At 63.3% G+C, this 16825-nt stretch carries 13 protein-coding genes and 1 other RNA gene; 4 read left to right on the top strand and 10 right to left on the bottom strand.

The window, feature by feature from the left end; translation table 11 throughout:
* Positions 1-364: 364 nt before the first annotated feature.
* On the bottom strand, positions 365-499 hold the full coding sequence (locus tag ACB030_RS17510; RefSeq protein WP_371161555.1) for a hypothetical protein: 135 nt from the start codon (positions 497-499) through the stop codon (positions 365-367).
* A 110-nt stretch (positions 500-609) separates the two neighbouring features.
* On the opposite strand from ACB030_RS17510, the gene ACB030_RS17515 reads away from it, so the two are divergent.
* Complete coding sequence (locus ACB030_RS17515; protein ID WP_371161557.1) at positions 610-855, top strand: hypothetical protein; 246 nt, start codon at positions 610-612, stop codon at positions 853-855.
* A 121-nt stretch (positions 856-976) separates the two neighbouring features.
* Here ACB030_RS17515 and ACB030_RS17520 read toward each other — a convergent pair whose 3' ends face one another.
* Positions 977-1732, bottom strand: coding sequence for a class I SAM-dependent methyltransferase (locus ACB030_RS17520; RefSeq protein ID WP_371161559.1), 756 nt, complete (start codon positions 1730-1732; stop codon positions 977-979).
* A gap of 162 nt (positions 1733-1894) precedes the next feature.
* On the opposite strand from ACB030_RS17520, the gene ACB030_RS17525 reads away from it, so the two are divergent.
* Positions 1895-2404 carry a VOC family protein gene (locus tag ACB030_RS17525; protein ID WP_371161561.1) on the top strand — a complete coding sequence of 170 codons (510 nt, stop codon included), beginning with the start codon at positions 1895-1897 and terminating at the stop codon, positions 2402-2404.
* Here ACB030_RS17525 and gcvP read toward each other — a convergent pair.
* The 7 genes from gcvP to ACB030_RS17560 all read right to left on the bottom strand — a co-directional run bounded on the left by gcvP (position 2392) and on the right by ACB030_RS17560 (position 14736).
* Entirely contained in the window at positions 2392-5268 is a 2877-nt protein-coding gene (gcvP, locus tag ACB030_RS17530; RefSeq protein ID WP_371161563.1) for an aminomethyl-transferring glycine dehydrogenase, read from the bottom strand. The genes ACB030_RS17525 and gcvP overlap by 13 nt on opposite strands.
* A gap of 220 nt (positions 5269-5488) precedes the next feature.
* Positions 5489-5878, bottom strand: a complete 390-nt coding sequence (gene gcvH / locus ACB030_RS17535; RefSeq protein WP_005329287.1) for a glycine cleavage system protein GcvH — start codon at positions 5876-5878, stop codon at positions 5489-5491.
* 78 nt (positions 5879-5956) lie between these two features.
* Positions 5957-7054, bottom strand: coding sequence for a glycine cleavage system aminomethyltransferase GcvT (gcvT, locus tag ACB030_RS17540; protein WP_371161566.1), 1098 nt, complete (start codon positions 7052-7054; stop codon positions 5957-5959).
* Positions 7055-7498: 444 nt separating this feature from the next.
* The gene (locus ACB030_RS17545; protein WP_371161568.1) at positions 7499-11302 is read right to left on the bottom strand and encodes a DEAD/DEAH box helicase; all 3804 of its coding nucleotides are present in this window, start codon (positions 11300-11302) and stop codon (positions 7499-7501) included.
* 112 nt (positions 11303-11414) lie between these two features.
* Positions 11415-12635, bottom strand: coding sequence for an FAD-dependent 2-octaprenylphenol hydroxylase (locus tag ACB030_RS17550; RefSeq protein WP_371161617.1), 1221 nt, complete (start codon positions 12633-12635; stop codon positions 11415-11417).
* A 99-nt stretch (positions 12636-12734) separates the two neighbouring features.
* Positions 12735-13958 (bottom strand): 2-octaprenyl-6-methoxyphenyl hydroxylase, encoded by a 1224-nt coding sequence (gene ubiH, locus ACB030_RS17555; protein ID WP_371161570.1) that lies wholly within the window; start codon positions 13956-13958, stop codon positions 12735-12737.
* Positions 13959-14166: 208 nt separating this feature from the next.
* Positions 14167-14736, bottom strand: a complete 570-nt coding sequence (locus ACB030_RS17560) for a UPF0149 family protein (protein ID WP_139434232.1) — start codon at positions 14734-14736, stop codon at positions 14167-14169.
* Positions 14737-14909: 173 nt separating this feature from the next.
* Between ACB030_RS17560 and zapA the strand changes: the two genes are divergently transcribed.
* Both zapA and ssrS read left to right on the top strand, forming a co-directional pair.
* The gene (gene zapA / locus ACB030_RS17565) at positions 14910-15242 is read left to right on the top strand and encodes a cell division protein ZapA (RefSeq protein WP_139434231.1); all 333 of its coding nucleotides are present in this window, start codon (positions 14910-14912) and stop codon (positions 15240-15242) included.
* A gap of 16 nt (positions 15243-15258) precedes the next feature.
* Positions 15259-15441: non-coding RNA, 6S RNA (gene ssrS, locus ACB030_RS17570), on the top strand.
* 132 nt (positions 15442-15573) lie between these two features.
* Here ssrS and emrD read toward each other — a convergent pair.
* Positions 15574-16773 carry a multidrug efflux MFS transporter EmrD gene (emrD, locus tag ACB030_RS17575; protein WP_371161573.1) on the bottom strand — a complete coding sequence of 400 codons (1200 nt, stop codon included), beginning with the start codon at positions 16771-16773 and terminating at the stop codon, positions 15574-15576.
* Positions 16774-16825: the final 52 nt, after the last annotated feature.

Here is a 16825-nt window from a genome sequence, read left to right on the forward strand (position 1 = left end):
GCGCACCTTGTCGCGAATAAAGTCAAAAGAGATGAACTTGTCGATTTTGCGCAGGAGGTGGTCTTGGGGGACAAGTTCTTCGAGAGTGACCATCTCGATCTCAAGTTGCTGAGGTGTGGGTTCTCTGAGCATGGTGCAGTCCATTTATTGACCATGCAGCAATTAGATCAAACCCCGAGATCGGCGTCCAGGGGTTTGTCATCAGTCTGAAGCCGACTCCCTGGAGTCGGCTTTTTTTATTCGCTCCTTCGTACACAGGCGAGCCCTCAGCGGGCCTGCGGATCCTCCATCCCCTCCACTTCTTCCACCTCGGGCGATGCGGGCGTAGCAAAGTTCGCGGGCACCGTCTCCCCTTCCGGATCCCTTATCGGCTCCAGCTCGGCCAGGGAAGTGGGCGCCCGCGGCCGCCCAGATAGCCCGCCAGCAGGGTATTGAACATGCCGTGACCCAGAACGAAGCTCACCAGGCCGGTCAGGGCCTTGTGAGTGTTATGGCACACCTCCTCGTGGCAAGCAGACATGGTCGCGCCCGTTTCTTGGCCGGCTTAACCCGATAGTCCCGGCCCTGTCGGGCTATTCTTAACGGGATCCCATCAAGGAGGTCGTCAAAATGAGACTCATGCTGTTGTTGGCAGCCCTGCTCTTCGCCGGGAGCGCCATCGCCTTCCACTGTCCCATGGACATGAAGAGGATTGATGATGCCCTGGCCACGAACCCCGCCCTCAGCGCCGAGAAACTGGCCGAGGTGAAGCAGCTCAGGGCCGAAGGAGAGACCCTGCATAACGCGGGTAAACATCAGGAATCCGTCGATACCCTGGCCAAGGCCATGGCCATCCTGGGCATAGACCAGGGCTAAGGTCACAGGACCCCCTCGCGACTGTCTGCGTCGCAGCGCACCCAAACGAGGTACCCGTGAAATAACAAAGGCCCTCGCCGTGAATGACGAGGGCCTTGTCATGTCGGGAAGCCTGCCCCAGTCAGGCCGATACCCGGCCACTGTAGACCAGGGTGCAATAGTTGAAAGATACCCTGCCGCCCACCGCATGGCGGCCAAACTCGCGGCGGATGAGCGCCGTCATCTGCTCATGGGCCGGGGTGCCGACGGCGGGGGCATAGGAGGAAGAGTTGAGCCGCCCCAGCACGCCGTCCAGATCGAACAGCTGGTGGTTCTCGAAGCGATCGAGCCGATACTCACCCTCGAAGAAAGCACGAAAGTCGTGCTCGCCGAGGTTGCGATGATTGACCTCCTCGTAATCCCCCGAATAGGCGTGCAACCCCTCCTCATAGGCCTTGAGAAACGGGGTGTCGGTCAGCCTGTCATTCCAGATGAGGGCGACCCGGCCACCGGGTCTGAGCAGGCGCTGGCACTCCTGCCGAAAGGCCGCGCGATCGAACCAGTGAAACGCCTGGGCGACAGTGACCAGATCCACCGAGCCCGCCGGCAGCCCGGTGGCCTCCGCACTGCCGTGGGACCAGCCGATATTGCCCACATCCGCCAGCAGTCGTCTGGCGGCGGCGCGCATCTCATCATTGGGCTCCACCGCCCAGACCCGCGCCACCCGGGGCGCGAGCAGGGCAGTCAGGATGCCGGTGCCCGCCCCTATGTCGGCCACCTGGGCCTCGGGCCCCATGGCAAGCTGCTGGGCCAGAAAGTCCAGCATGGCCGCCGGATAACCGGGGCGGTACTTCACATAAGCCTCGACCCGGGTCGAGAATCGCTGGGTACTGTCCATCGCGCACACCTCTCTTGTCAGTGACGGGCGCCATTGCCCGCATCCCGTTGCCCTGGCTGTCGCTCAACACGCCAAACCGGGTGATCCGGATCCCTATGCCACTACACTTGACGACATCATGCAACTCCCCGGCTGGTAACAGACGGGTCCAGGAGCCACCAGATGATGACAACCGCAAAGAACAGGATCTGCCTCTGGTATGACGGGGATGCCGAGGAGGCGGCACGGTTTTACGCAAGCCTCTTCCCCGACTCCGCCGTCGACGCCGTGCACCGCGCCCCGGCCGACTACCCCGCCGGCAAGCAAGGGGATGTGCTGACGGTCGAGTTCAGGGTGATGGGGATCCCCTGCCTCGGGCTCAACGGCGGCCCCGAGGTCAGCCACAGCTGGACCTTCTCGTTCCAGGTCGCCACCCAGACCCAGGCCGAGACGGATCACTACTGGCACGCCATCATCGAGAGCGGCGGCCAGGGGAGCGAATGCGGCTGGTGCCAGGACAAGTGGGGCATCTCCTGGCAGATCACCCCCTCGCCCTCACCGAGGCGATCACAGATCCCGAGGCCGAGGCTAAACGGCCGTTTGGGGACGCCAGAAACAACAAGGCCACCCCAGCGGGTGGCCTTGTGCTTATGGGTTGTCAGCCCTTCCGCGCGCCGTGATTACTTGGCGTAATCCTCGGTCGGAACGCAGGAGCAGAACAGGTTGCGATCGCCGTAGACGTCGTCGATGCGGTTCACCGAGGGCCACAGCTTGCTGGCGCGCACGGCGTCGGACGGGAAGACCGCCTCGGCGCGGGTGTAACCGCGGCTCCACTGCTCGTCCATGACGTCATCCTGGGTGTGCGGCGCATGGACCAGGGGGTTGTCGGTCAGGCTCCAGTGGCCGTCCTGCACCCGGGCTATCTCGGCACGGATGGCGGTCATGGCCTCCACGAAGCGATCCAGCTCGCGCTTGGATTCGGATTCGGTCGGCTCGACCATCAGGGTACCCGCCACCGGGAAGCTCATGGTCGGCGCGTGGAAGCCGTAGTCCATCAGGCGCTTGGCCACGTCCATCTCGCTGATGCCGGAGGCCTCCTTGAGCGGGCGGATGTCCAGGATGCACTCGTGGGCCACCCGGCCGTTGCGCCCGGTGTAGAGCACGGGGAAGGACTCGCCGAGCTTCTTGGCCAGGTAGTTGGCGTTGAGGATGGCGACCTGGGTGGATTTCTTGAGCCCCTCGTCACCCAGCATGGCGATGTACATCCAGCTGATGGGCAAAATGCTGGCCGAACCGAAGGGTGCGGCAGACACGGCGCCGTTGTCACGGCTCTCTTTCTCTGTCTTGACCACCGCATGACCGGCCACGAAGGGGGCCAGGTGCTGCTTCACGCCTATGGGGCCCATGCCCGGGCCGCCACCGCCATGGGGAATGGCGAAGGTCTTGTGCAGGTTGAGGTGGGAGACGTCAGCACCGATAAAGCCAGGCGCCGTCAGCCCGACCTGGGCGTTCATGTTGGCGCCGTCCAGGTAGACCTGACCGCCATACTGGTGAACGATGTCGCACACCTCCTTGATGGTCTCCTCGTACACCCCGTGGGTGGAGGGGTAGGTCACCATCAGGCAGGAGAGCTGGTCCCCCACCTCCGCAGCCTTGGCACGCAGATCGTCCAGATCCACGTTGCCAGCCTTGTCGCAGGCGGTAACGATGACCTTGAGGCCCGCCATCTGGGCGGAGGCCGGGTTGGTGCCGTGAGCAGAGGCCGGGATCAGGCAGACATCGCGATGCCCCTCGCCACGGGACTCATGGTACTTCTTGATGGCGAGCAGACCCGCGTACTCCCCCTGGGCGCCGGAGTTCGGCTGCATGCAGACGGCGTCATAACCTGTCACCTTCACCAGCCAGTCTTCCAGGTCTGCCAGCAGCAGCTGGTAGCCCTGGGTCTGCTTGAGCGGCGCGAAGGGGTGCAGCTTGCCGAACTCGGGCCAGGTCACCGGGATCATCTCGGCGGTGGCGTTGAGCTTCATGGTGCAGGAGCCGAGGGAGATCATGGCGTAGTTCAGGGCCAGATCTTTCGCTTCGAGACGGTGGATGTAGCGCAGCATCTCGGTCTCGGAGTGGTACTTGTTGAACACCTCGTGGGTCAGCACGGCGTCGGTGCGCAGCAGATCCTGCGGGATGGCCTGATGGCCCTGAGCCGCCTTGTCGAGGGCCTCCACATCCAGGCCGTGGCCTTGGCCGAGGAACAGATCAAACAGCTCGGCCACGTCGCCACGGGTGGTGGTCTCGGAGAGGGACACACCGACCGCGCCGTCCAGATCCGCGCGCAGGTTGATGCCCAGCCCCTCGGCACGGGCGATCAGCTCTGATTTGCCTGCGGTCAGGACTGTGAGGGTGTCGAACCAGCTGTCGTGCTTGAGGGCCAGGCCCTTGGCCTTGAGGCCGAGCGCCAGGATGCTGGTCAGGCGATGAACGCGGGAGGCGATGGTTTTCAGCCCCACCGGGCCGTGGTAGACGGCATAGAAGCTCGCCATGTTGGCCAGCAGCACCTGGGCGGTACAGATGTTGGAGTTCGCCTTCTCGCGGCGGATATGCTGCTCGCGGGTCTGCATCGCCATGCGCAGGGCATTCTTGCCACGGGCATCCTTGGAGACGCCTATGATGCGGCCCGGCATGGAGCGCTTGTAGGCATCGCGGGTGGCGAAGAAGGCCGCGTGAGGGCCACCGTAACCCATGGGCACGCCGAAGCGCTGGGCAGAGCCGAACACCACGTCGGCACCCAGTTCACCCGGAGATTTGAGCAGCAGCAGGGAGAGCATGTCGGTCCCGACGCAGGCCAGCCCCTTCTGGGCCTGGACGGCGGCGATCAGGGAACGCAGATCGGTCACCTGGCCTGTGGTGCCCGGGTACTGGAACATGGCACCGAACACCTCTTCGCTCACCGCGTCAGAGGCGGGGCCCACGGCCACGTCGAAACCGAAGTGCACCGCTCGCTCCTTGACCACGTCGATCACCTGGGGGTGTACGTCGTCGGCCACGAAGAAGAGGTTGGACTTGGACTTGGCCATGCGCTTGGCCAGCGCCATGGCTTCGGCGGCGGCGGTGGCTTCATCGAGCAGGGAGGCGCTCGCCAGATCCATGCCGGTCAAGTCCAGGGTGAGCTGCTGGAAGTTCAGCAGCGCCTCGAGACGGCCCTGGGCCAGCTCCGGCTGATAGGGGGTGTAGGCGGTGTACCAGCCCGGGTTTTCCAGCACGTTGCGCAAGATGACGTGGGGCACGTGGGTGTCGTGATAGCCCATGCCGATGTAGCTCTTGGCGATCTGGTTCTTGGCGGCATAGCCCTTGAGCTTGGCCAGGGCCTCCACTTCGGTCATGGGGGCGCCGATGCCGAGCGGGCCCGGGCGACGGATGGCGGCAGGGACAGTCTGCTCAATCAGATCGTCCAGGCTCTCGGCCCCCACGGTGGCGAGCAGGGCCCGCACTTCTTCCTCACCCGGGCCGATGTGACGGCGGATGAAATCGGTTTTTTGCTCGAGTTCAAACAGTGACTGGGTCATTTCCCTATTTCCTGGTATTAAGTCCTGATAACCAAGACCTGATGTTCCTGATAGCCGGCGGAAACCGGCTCCACTCATGTTCTGTGTCCGCCGCAGGCAGACGGGGAATGCGGCAAGGGCATCCCGAAGGCGCAAAGGCTGCACCCTTCCTGCAACCTCCATGGCCGCAGGATGGCAGTCATACAAGAGGGCCCTGCTGTGTTGGCAGGGCCCGGGGGCATTACTCTTCGTCCACCACGTTCTGGTAGCCTTCGGCATCCAGCAGGTTGGCGAGCTCGCCCGCGTCGTCCAGCTTGATGCGGAACAGCCAGCCGGCGCCGTAGGGGTCGGAGTTGACCAGCTCTGGGCTGCCTTCCAGCTCTTCGTTGATGGCCAGGATCTCGCCACTCACCGGGCTGTAGATGTCGGAGGCGGCCTTGACAGACTCGGCCACGGCGCAATCTTCGCCGGCACTCACCTGCTTGCCCACTTCCGGCAGATCGACGAACACCATGTCTCCCAGCAGATCCTGGGCGTGCTCGGTGATACCGACCACGGCTTCGCCGTTGGCTTCAACACGAACCCACTCGTGGGAGGTGGCATATTTCAGTTCGCTCGGGATATGGCTCATTTGTGCTTCCTTTATGCTCTTGGATCGCTTCAACAAAAATGGGTCGGCGAAGGGACACCCCTTCGCCGCAATCAATCATTACACCAGGGGCTGGCCGTTGCGCACGAAGGCCGGCTTGGTGACCTTCACGGTGACCAGCTTCTTGCGGATCTCGACCTGGGCTTCAGCGCCGATGTCGCGAGGAACCCGCGCCAGGGCGATGCTGTAACCCAGGGTGGGGGAGAAGGAGCCCGAGGTGATCACCCCTTCGCGCGGCTCACCGCTCGCGCTGGTGAAGGTGACCGGCATGCCAGCACGCAGCACCCCTTTCTCTTCCATCACCAGACCAACCAGCTTAGGGCTAGTGCCGGCGGTCTTCTGGGCCTCCAGGGCGGCGCGGCCGATAAACTGGCGGTCGGCAGGTTCAAAAGCCAGGGTCCAGGCCATGTTGGCGGCCAGGGGCGAGATTGACTCGTCCATGTCCTGGCCGTAGAGGTTCATACCGGCTTCGAGGCGCAGGGTGTCACGGGCACCCAGGCCGCAAGGGGCCACGCCGTTGTCCAGCAGGGCCTGCCACAGATCGCACGCCTTCTCTTGCGGCACCACTATCTCGTAACCGTCTTCACCTGTGTAACCGGTGGTGGCGATGAAGAGATCCCCGGCCTGCACGCCGAAGAAGGGTTTCATGCCCTCGACCGCCGCATTCTGCTCAGGGGTGAACACCTTGGCCGCCTTGGCCTTGGCGTGGGGGCCCTGCACCGCGATCATGGCAAGCTCGGGGCGCTCGGTCACGCTCACGGCAAAGTCGATGGCGTGGTGGCGGATCCAGGCCAGATCCTTCTCGCGGGTGGCGGAGTTCACCACCAGGCGGTAGAAGGTATCGGTCAGGAAATAGGTGATGAGGTCATCGATGACGCCGCCTTCCGGGTTGAGCATGCCGCTGTAGAGGGCCTTGCCGGGGACGGTGAGCTTGGCCACGTCGTTGGCCAGCAGGTGTTGCAGGAAGGCTTTGACCCGCTCGCCGGTCAGGTCGACTATGGTCATGTGGGAGACATCGAACATGCCCGCATCGCTGCGCACCGCGTGGTGCTCTTCCAGCTGGGAGCCGTAGTTGATGGGCATTTCCCAACCGTGGAAGTCCACCATCTTGGCGCCAGCTTCCAGGTGTTTGGGATGCAGTACAGTAGTCTGGATCATCGCTGTGTTTCCTTAAGCGTTCGCGACAACGCTCGCAATCCGCTCCGGCTCCCCAGCACAGCGGGAGGGCGGACCACAAGGTCTGTGCTCGTTCCCACCCGTGGGGCAGGAGTGATTCCTTGAACGGTGCGGATTATATGACAAGAGCGCCCGGGTGCCGCTCAAAAAAAACTAATACCGCACCGACAAACTGACACCAGACACTAAGACAAAAACAGTGATAAAAACAGTACAAACCCGGCATGCGCGAGATTTAATGTTGATTTTTACCGTTACGTCACAATTTACAGAAAAACGTTTCGCTCCCCGCCAACATTAAAGGCTGACACCCCGGAGGGGCATTCAGCCTCATCAGATTAGTTTTATTGTCAAAATCCGGGAGTAATATTAGATTTTTTCATCCTTTATTCACCCCTCTCGCCAATATTGATGCTGAGCGGATACTTAGGGCTGCAATAGCGAGCGCAACAGTTCGGCATCCAATCCCGCCACCTCCTGTTGTCCCCCCAGCACCCCTTCGGCCAGCTCTCGCTTCTGGGCGTGCAAGGCGACGATCTTCTCTTCCACCGTCTGCTCGCACACCAGGCGATAGACAGTCACCGCCTCGGTCTGACCGATCCGATGCGCCCGATCGCTGGCCTGATCCTCCACCGCCGGGTTCCACCAGGGATCGAGGTGGATCACTGTATCAGCCTCCGTCAGGTTCAGCCCGGTTCCCCCCGCCTTGAGGCTGATGAGAAACAGCGGCACCGGCTCGTGCTTGAAGCGCCGCACCGCCTGCTGGCGCTGACTGACGCTGCACTGACCGTCCAGATAGCAATAATCGAAATGCGCCTGTTCTAACCTGCTGCGCAACAGGTTGAGCAGCCCGACAAACTGGCTGAAGACAAGAATACGATGACCATTGTCGATAGAGTCTCGCACTAGTGTCATCGCCGCATCGAGCTTGCTCTGCTCCTGTTTCCAGTCGCTCACCAGCAGCGCTGGCGAGCAGCAGATCTGACGCAGTCGGGTGAGCTGGCTCAGCATCTCCATCAGCGCCGATCCCTCGCCGCTTTGCATCCTGCTCACCGCCTCCCGCCGACTCGCCTCATAGAGGCTCTGTTCGGCCTTGGAGAGCTGAACCCGGTGGATGATCTCGGTCTTCTCCGGCAGCTCGGTCAGCACCTCGCGCTTGAGGCGGCGCAACACAAAGGGGGAGATGATGGCCCGCAACTGGGCCAGGTGCGCCGGATCGCTGGCCGCCTTGCCAAATCGCTGCTTGAAGCGGGCCTGGCTGCCGAGCAGCCCGGGATTGATGAAATTGAACAGGCTCCATAGCTCGCCAAGGTGGTTCTCCACCGGCGTGCCGCTCAGGGCGAGCCGAAAATCCCCCGCCAACTCGAACAGCGCCTTGGCCCGCACCGTGCCGGCATTTTTGATCTGTTGTGCCTCATCAGCCACCAGGGTGGCCCAATGCTGTGCCGCCAGCGCCGGATGAGACGGCAGCAGACCGTAGGTGGTGAGCAGCAGATCTCCCGCCTTCAGGCCACCCAGCGCCTCCTCACGGTTACTCTGTTCGTTAAGGACGATGACGTTGAGCTCGGGGGCAAAGCGGCTCGCCTCCTCCCGCCAGTTACCGAGCAAGGAGGTAGGTACCACCACCAGCGCCGGCCCGGCCTGCTGGCGCAATCGCAGCAGGGTGAGCGCCTGAATGGTCTTGCCAAGCCCCATATCATCGGCGAGACAGGCACCGAAACGGTGGCTGGCGAGGTTAGCCATCCACTGAACGCCGCTCTTTTGGTACTCCCGCAGCGGTGCCATCAGCGACGTCGGGCACTCCACCTGGCGCTGCCACTCTTTCGCCAACGCCTGCCAACCGGCATCCCCCTCGACCGAGCTCTGCTCCAGCAGACGCAGCAAGGGGTAGGCAAGCTTGATCTCCAGCTCCTGCTTCTCATCCAGCAGCGCCGAGAGCAGGGTCATCTGCTCCTGCAGGGCCTTGCTCATCATCACCCGCGTCTGATCATCGAGGATCAGGTAACGCTGCCCACTCTTGAGGCCTCGCAGCAGTTGGCGCAGCTCCAGCACCCGCTGGTTGTCTACCTGAAGCCCCCCTTCTACCTGGAACCAAGCCTCTTTGGAGGTAATGTTCAGGCGCAGCGACTCCGTGCCCAGAGCCGTGATCTTCTGGCTGGCACTGTGCCAGCGCAACTCCATCCCCAGCGGTTCGAGGATGGCCGGCAACGTCTCGATCAGGGTCATGGCCTCGGTACCGAGATACCACCAGCTCTCGCCCTTTGGCTGCCCCAGCGCCTTGCGCAGTTGCCGGGCCAGCGCTTTCTCAGCCTCGATGTCCCGCTGCCAGTAGTGATGAGCCGTGCTGTTATCCCGAATAAAAGCCACCCCCTTCCCCAATACCTGAGGGTGCCGGACACCGCTATTTTCATGGATGGTGCAGAGTTGCAACCGGACCTCCCCCTCTTGCAGGTTGAGCAAGGCGCAGTGCTTGCCCGGCCAGGGGGTGATGCGGGTATGGCTGACCAGCGCTGGATGCGGGCTGTGCCAGTCGAGCTCGGCGCAGCGGTTGAGGGTCTCCTGCAGGCGCGGCAGTGCCTCGGCAGGTAACTGGGGGACCCGTGCCATCCCGTCGATCACCCGCGCCACCTCGGCAGGCAAGCCTGTGACCTGCCACCAGTCCGGGGTGATCTCGTCGATGTCAAAACCATCCCGGTTGAGATCCTTCACCAGTGGCTGCAAACTGGCCTGCCACCCCGCCCTGGTCTCTTCAAGCAGCAACAAAGGGGTGGTGAACTGCAAGGAGAGGGGCTCCCCTTGCGCCGTTTGCAGATGGGGATGGTTCCCGAGCAACTTGAGTGTTGCCAGGGTCGGCTGGTCACTGTAATAGCCTCTGCGCCGCTGACTCACCAGGATCTGCGAGTCCAGTTCGTGCAGTAGCTCCTCCGGCAGATTTTCCACATGCCAATGATCCAACAGACGACCGGATGTCCACCCTCCTTTGGCACTGATCTTTTGCAGGCGCGCCGCCAGTTTGCAGGGATGGGCGCTGAGCTGCCACACCAGACGCTCTTGTACCGCCGCCTGGCTGGCGGCAGGTTGCAGCATCTCCAACCAGCTCTCCCAAGGGGCGGTCCGATGAACCAGCCCAAAGAGCGGCAGTTGGGTCGGCATGGCCGCCAGATAGGCGATCAGGTCGAGGCAGAGTCGGTGCAGCAACCCCTCCTGCGGTGTATCCAGCACCTTGGAGAGCGGCTGCTTGCGCAAGGCTGCGCCCACCGCCTCCTGATCCTGGCAGAAGAGCAATTCACACAGGCAGACCCACAGCTCGCCGCAGGCCAGACGGGTGTTTTTCGGCACATTGAACAACTCGGGTAATCGATCCATCACTCTCAGACTGCTGGTCATGGCACCGTTTGCCAGAAAATCCACCGCCTCCTTCAGCCAGGGATCCTGCTTCTTGCTCCAGGTTTTCAACTGCCTGAGCCAGGGGGACAAATCGGCCTTCGCCAGCCGCATCAGGCCGAGCCAGACCAGGGTCAGGTTACCCGGGAAGAAACCACTTTTGGATTTGACCCGAAGGCGCCAGCGCGTCAGGGCATCGACCAGCGCACTCCCCAGGGGCCCTTCGCCCCCCTGAGTCAGCAGTGTGATCAGTTCGTCGGCACTGTCGACATACGCCGGGATCGTCTGACCGAGCAGCACCCCTTGCTCATAACCAGCCGCATCGGCCAGCGCTTGCACCGCCACATTGCGGCTCTGCGCCGCCAGTTCCGCCCAGTTAAAACAGATGAAACCGGTCTGGTGCTCATATTCAGCCCAACAGCTCAGCAGCTGGGCTTGTCCTTCAGCCGGCAGCAGGGGATAGACAAGCAGGGCGTAGGGTGAACAGCAGATCTCACGCTCAATGCCCTTGAGCGGGCCATACCATCTTGTCATGGTGGGATCGAGCAGCTTGCCCCGAATGTTATCTAACTGGCCATCGTCAAAGAGTGATCGGCCCCCGGCCCGCCCCCATTCCCCCCGCAAAAAGCTCGCAAGGGAGAGCCAGAAACCGTGACGAGTCAACCGATAGGCACTCTTGCCGCGGGCGGCGATGAGCCCCATCTCGATCAGTTCATCCAGTTGCTTTCGCTCATCTGAGTTGAGGATCCGGCCAACGATGCTACGCAGCCCGGTCAGGCTCTGCTCACGGTTCAACGCCACACTGTCGATGGCTTTTAACTGAAAGGGGGTCAAGATTTGCTGCATTTTTCTGTTCCGGCGATCAGGCTCAAGGGGTCATTTACCCTGACGAGCCCTGAATAAATCGAGGCATTAATGAAGAAAGTGGCGGGATATCATAGTGTCTCCCGCCTTCGAGTTAGATTTTTTCACCCTTGGCCAGGGCCGGCAGCTCACCGTCCAGCCCCATGGCCGCCCGGATCACCCCTTGTTTGAGCGGCGCCAACCCATCGACGGCCCGCAATCCCACCCCGCGCACCAGCTTCTTGAGGGGGTGGCTGCCACCAAATAGCCGCTTGAGCCCCTCCATCGCCGCCAGCATGCGGGCGGCCTCGCTCTTGCGCCAGCGCTCATAGCCGCGCAGGTTGGCCAGCAGGCCGATATCCGCCCCCGCGCTCTGGCTCTTGAGGAGCTGTTCGGCCAGGGCCGCCGCATCCAGCAGGCCGAGGTTGACCCCCTGCCCCGCCAGCGGGTGTATGGTGTGGGCCGCGTCTCCCACCAGCACCAGCCGCTCGCGGGCAAAGTCCCGGGCGTAGCGGGCGGTGAGCGGAATGGCGCTGCGGGCCCCCTCCACCTTGCACAGCCCCAGCCGTCCATCGAAGGCGGTGGTGAGCTGGCGACTGAACCCTTCGTCATCCAGGGCGCACAGCGCCTCGGCCCGCGTGGCAGGCACCGACCAGACGATGGAGCAGAGGTCGGGCTCCCACAGGGGCAGGAAGGCGAGCGGGCCGTCGGGGGTGAAGATCTGGCGGGCCACCGCCTCGTGGGGCTCTTTGCTGCGCACCGTCGCCACCAGGGCGTGATGGCCGTAGTCCCAGCTGGTGAGCGGTATGTCCGCCTGGCGGCGCACCCAGGAGTGGGCACCGTCGGCGGCCACCACCACGCGAGCCGAGAGGGCGCGGCCATCTTCCAGCAGCAACAGGGCCCCCGCCTCGCTCACTTGCAGGCTCTGGGCCCGGGCCGGGGTGAGCAGGCTGATGTTGCTCGCCCCCGCAATGGCATCGAGCAGCGCCAGCTGGATAACCCGGTTCTCGACGATGTGGCCGAGTGCCGGTTGGCGCAGGCTGGCGGCATCAAAGCCGATATGGCCGAAGCTGTCCTGCTCCCACACCGCCATGCTGTCGTAGGCTTGCAGGCGGCGCGCCACTATGCCGTCCCAGGCGCCGACCCCCTGCAGGATGCGTTGGCTGGCGAGGCTCAGGGCGCTGACCCTGTTGTCCGGTGCCTCCCCGAGTTGGGTGTCGGGCAACTGCCCCTCGACGATGGCGACCTTGAGCGCGCTGCTCTTGAGGGCGGCGGCGAGCCCAAGGCCCACCATGCCGCCCCCCACAATCACCACATCCACATTTTGCATCTGCATCATCTCTATCCTTTCGTGGCTGATCGCCAGGATCAGCAGGGGGACGCCCGCTGGCATCCCCGCATCAAGTTGTCCGCTGCGGCCTCTTCTGGGCACACCTCATTTTCGGCACAGATCGGCGACAAACCCCAGGGTACGGGAGGCAAGCGGTGCCTGCAGCCAGGGCAGTCGCTCCATCAGGGAGAGTGCCAGATTGCGGCCGGCCACCAGGGGGGCATGGCCGTTGGAGAAGAGCTGGGCCAGGGAGGAGGTGAGCCAGATGGTCTGCTCCTGATCCCCCTTGCGCCGCTGCCAGTAAGCGCTCAGCACCTCGAAACTGCCGATGTCCTCCCCGGCCGCGAGGGCCCGGGCCACCGCCTGGGTGAGCAGGTCCAGGTCGCGCATGCCGAGGTTGAAGCCCTGGCCGGCGATGGGGTGCAGCAGATGGGCGGCATTGCCCACCAGCACGGTGCGCTGGGCCAGGGGATAGTCGGCCACCGTCAGTACCAGGGGGTAGAGATGGCGCGCCCCTGTGCGCACGAAGCGCCCGAGCCGCCAGCCAAAGGCCTGCTGCAGGCGGGCCAGGAAGGCGGCATCATCCAGCGCCATCAGGGCCTGCGCCTCGTCCCGCGGGACGCTCCACACCAGGGAGGAGAGCCCCTCCTGCATGGGCAGCAGCGCCAGCGGCCCCCCTTCGGTGAAGCGCTCGAAGGCCCGACCGGCGGGATCCTCGGCGGTCTTGACCGTGGCGATGATGGCGCTCTGCTCATAGTCATGGCGACTGACCGGCAGCTTGAAGTGCTGGCGCACGAAGGAGTTGCCCCCATCGGCCGCCACCAGCAGCCGGGTCTGATAGCGCTCGCCACTGGCGAGGGTCAGCGTCACCCCCTCCTCCTGCGGCGCTATGGTGGAGAGCTGGGCCGGACAGCACAGCCTGATGTTCGCGGTGGCGTCCATTCCCTGCTGCAGCTCGATGCCGGCGGCGGAGAGTTCGATCACCTGGCCGAGGGCGGGCAGACCAAACTGCGCCGCCGTGAGCCGGGTCTGGCCACAGTGACCCCGATCCGAAACATGGATATGGGTGATGGGGGCGCAGTGAGGGGCAAGACGGGACCAGAGCCCGTGACGGGCCAGCGCCTCGCAGGTGCCCGCAGAGAGCGCGATGGCACGGGCATCGAAGCCGGGATGGGCATTGAGTTCGGGGGCGCTCGCCTCCAGCAGCAGGATCTGCAGGGGAGTACCGCTCGGCCCTTTCAGGGCGGCGAGGGAGAGGGCCAGCACGGCGCCGCTCATACCACCGCCGACGATAGCCACGTCGACGTGAACCGGATCAGAATGAGACATGAGAAGAGGGCATAGGCTAAAAACGTGGGCCAATGCTATCACAAAGGCGGGATGGGGGATGCGAGGCCACGGGCAAAAAACCGATTTGCCACCGTCAGTTGGCATGCAAGAGAGCGCCGAGCGCCCCCTCCCCCCTGGCAGAGCCGTCACGTCAAAAGAGCGCCATCAGGCGCTCTCTTATATGTCCGAGTGGGGACTCTTGCGGGATTCAGTGCAGGGTCGGCGGGGTGCTCGGGGTATCCGGGCGCTTGCCAAACTCCTCGAACGCCATCATGACCCCGAGGCGCACGTGTTCGTAGAGCACCAGGAAGGAGGCTTCGTTCTCGTCATCCTCCTGATCAAACTCCGCAGAGACCTGGGTGATGCTGGCAATGTCCTGGATCATCTCCTGCAGCTCCTCGGAAGCCTTGGAGAGCTCCTGCTGCACCACGCCGAAACCGGCCAGGAAGGCCTGGGACCAGTCCACCAGGGCATCGATGCGCTCGTCGAGGGGAGCCTCGTCGCTTGGCAGCAGCAGCTCGACCCCTTTTTGCGCCATCAGGCTCTCGATGACCCCCTGATAGAGATCGGTCATCACCTGGCGCACCGGCGCCGGCAGACCGAAACCATCGTTGATCAGATCGTTGAAAGGGGGCAGCCAGCTCTTGTCATCCAGTACCACGCCACCGCACACCAGGCCGCAGATCACGCCATGGGCCTCGACAGCCGTCGCCATCAGCTCGTGCTGCTCCATCAGGTCGGCCACGGCCGCGTATTTCAGGGGGTTCGTTTTGCTCATCGAAGATCCGCTCAAAGTTCAGGCAAATATGCAAAAATTATGGCCGAGATCCTAGCATTCTCCCCCTCCCAGAGCCAGCAAGGCCTTGAAACTTCTGCATCTGCGCTATATAGTCCCGCCCAGTTGTCCACGTGGATAAAGACGGGAATCAGCCCCGCCGTATTGAGGAAGGCATGAGCATAGAGGCCGTAGAAATCGTCATTTTGGGACGTCCCTACAAGGTATCCTGTCCCTTGGGACAACAGGATGCCCTGCGCCAGGCCGCCGACCAGCTGAGTGACAAGCTTATCGAGCTGCGTCAACGCTCCAAGGTCTCCAGCAATGAACAGCTTGCCATCATGGCGGCGCTCAATTTCTGTCATGAGCTCTGCCTTGAAAAAGAGAAGAACCACCAATACTCTGAGACCATGGACAAGCGGATCAAGATGCTGCAGCGCACCATAGAAGCGGCCTTGATCGAGCACGGACAATATGGTGATTCCAGCGATGAGGGCCTTAAGCCCTAACCGCGACCCGTTTTAAAATTCCCTGGGGTGTGCGTCAGCCGGTTCAAGTCCCCGAGCCGATAATCATACCCAACAGGAGTTCTATCTTCTGACTATTGCGCATGCTCGGCCCGACCGAGAAGCCTGCGGCCAGTTTAGAGCTCCGCCTTGAACTCACGGTTCAAGGGCCCAAACCGGCAACGGCATCTCCGGGGTACCTAGCACAAGAGCCCGTCATTGATATGACGGGCTCTTTCTTTTTCTGCACACTGCCCTGCAGCCCATCGTCCATGAACCAGGTTCAGTAAAAAGCCCGCCGACGAGGGCGGGCTCTTCACCTGAGTTGGCTGCCTCAGACGGCCATCTGCTCGTGGGGGGAGCCATGGTGGCGCAGCCAGAGGAAGCTCAGGGCCACGATCAGCACCATCACCACCATGATGGCCCCCAGAGTCAGCTGCCCTTCCATCGGGAAGCTGGCGGCCAGCAAGGTCACGATACCGGCCCCCAGGTTCTGCATGCCCCCCAGGATGGCCCCGGCGGTGCCCGCCTGACCCGGGAAGGGCTCGATGGCGCAGGAGGTGGCGGTCGGGTAGAGGATGCCGCTGCCGATAAAGTAGACAGCCGCGCCCCCGACCAGGGAGGCCGCACTCACCACCCCGAACAGGCCAGGCACCAGTATGATGAGGGCCCCCAGCCCCAGGAAGGCGATGCCAAGGCGCATCAGCTTGCCCTGACTCAGCCGGAAGCTCAAGCGGGCGGAGAGCCAGGCGCCGAACAGGTAGCCGGGCAGCGGCAGCACGAACAGCACGCTCACTGTGCGGGCGCTCAGCTTGAGCACGTCGCCGAGCAGCACCCCGGCCGCCGCCTCGAATACCGCGAGTCCCGCGAAGGTCGCCATCAGGCAGAGCAGGTTGCCCTGAAAGCGCGGGTTGCCGAGCACGTGGCGGTAGGCGGCGCCGACCCGCAGTGGCTGCTGACGGGCGCTCGCCGGCAGGGTCTCGCCAAACCAGGCCAGCAGGGCCAGGGTGGTCAGGGCGCCGAAGCCGAACAGGAACCAGTAGCCAGCGCGCCAGTTGAACAGCTCGGTCAGCCAGCCCCCCAGCACGGGTGCCAGCAGGGGGGAGAAGATCACCCCCATGCTCACCAGGCTGTTGGCGCGGTTGAGCTCGGCGCCGCTGTAGCGATCCCGCATCACGGTCCTGCTCATGGCGCCACCGGCTCCCGTGCCTAACCCCTGGATGAAGCTGCCGGCCAGCAGGGCGGCAAAGTGCGGGATCAGCTGAATGGTCAGGGTGCCCACCAGAAACACCATCATGCCGATGAGCAGCACAGGGCGGCGGCCGATGCGATCAGACAGCGGACCGTAGACGAACTGGGAGAGGCCGTACGGGATCAGGTAGCAGGCCATCACCGCCTGCAACTGGCCGGAGGCCACATGAAAGTCCCCCGCCATCATGGGAATGGAGGGCACATAGAGGGTCTGGGTCATCTGGCCCACGGCGACCATCAGAATGGTCAGGAAAAACAGCGGATAAAAACTGTGCCGATACATATCTCAGTCCCGAAAAATCATCGAAAAGCTGCCCGCCTCTGGCAGAGAACCG

The sequence above is a fragment of the Aeromonas sp. S16(2024) genome, from assembly GCF_041403065.1.
In the GTDB taxonomy this organism is placed as follows: Bacteria; Pseudomonadota; Gammaproteobacteria; order Enterobacterales; family Aeromonadaceae; genus Aeromonas.

Coding starts and splice junctions, on each gene's coding strand:
- ACB030_RS17515 (WP_371161557.1), top strand. CDS start 610: ATGAGACTCATGCTGTTGTTGGCAGCCCTGCTCTTCGCCGGGAGCGCC.
- ACB030_RS17520 (WP_371161559.1), bottom strand. CDS start 1,732: ATGGACAGTACCCAGCGATTCTCGACCCGGGTCGAGGCTTATGTGAAG.
- ACB030_RS17525 (WP_371161561.1), top strand. CDS start 1,895: ATGATGACAACCGCAAAGAACAGGATCTGCCTCTGGTATGACGGGGAT.
- gcvP (WP_371161563.1), bottom strand. CDS start 5,268: ATGACCCAGTCACTGTTTGAACTCGAGCAAAAAACCGATTTCATCCGC.
- gcvH (WP_005329287.1), bottom strand. CDS start 5,878: ATGAGCCATATCCCGAGCGAACTGAAATATGCCACCTCCCACGAGTGG.
- gcvT (WP_371161566.1), bottom strand. CDS start 7,054: ATGATCCAGACTACTGTACTGCATCCCAAACACCTGGAAGCTGGCGCC.
- ACB030_RS17545 (WP_371161568.1), bottom strand. CDS start 11,302: ATGCAGCAAATCTTGACCCCCTTTCAGTTAAAAGCCATCGACAGTGTG.
- ACB030_RS17550 (WP_371161617.1), bottom strand. CDS start 12,635: ATGCAGATGCAAAATGTGGATGTGGTGATTGTGGGGGGCGGCATGGTG.
- ubiH (WP_371161570.1), bottom strand. CDS start 13,958: ATGTCTCATTCTGATCCGGTTCACGTCGACGTGGCTATCGTCGGCGGT.
- ACB030_RS17560 (WP_139434232.1), bottom strand. CDS start 14,736: ATGAGCAAAACGAACCCCCTGAAATACGCGGCCGTGGCCGACCTGATG.
- zapA (WP_139434231.1), top strand. CDS start 14,910: ATGAGCATAGAGGCCGTAGAAATCGTCATTTTGGGACGTCCCTACAAG.
- emrD (WP_371161573.1), bottom strand. CDS start 16,773: ATGTATCGGCACAGTTTTTATCCGCTGTTTTTCCTGACCATTCTGATG.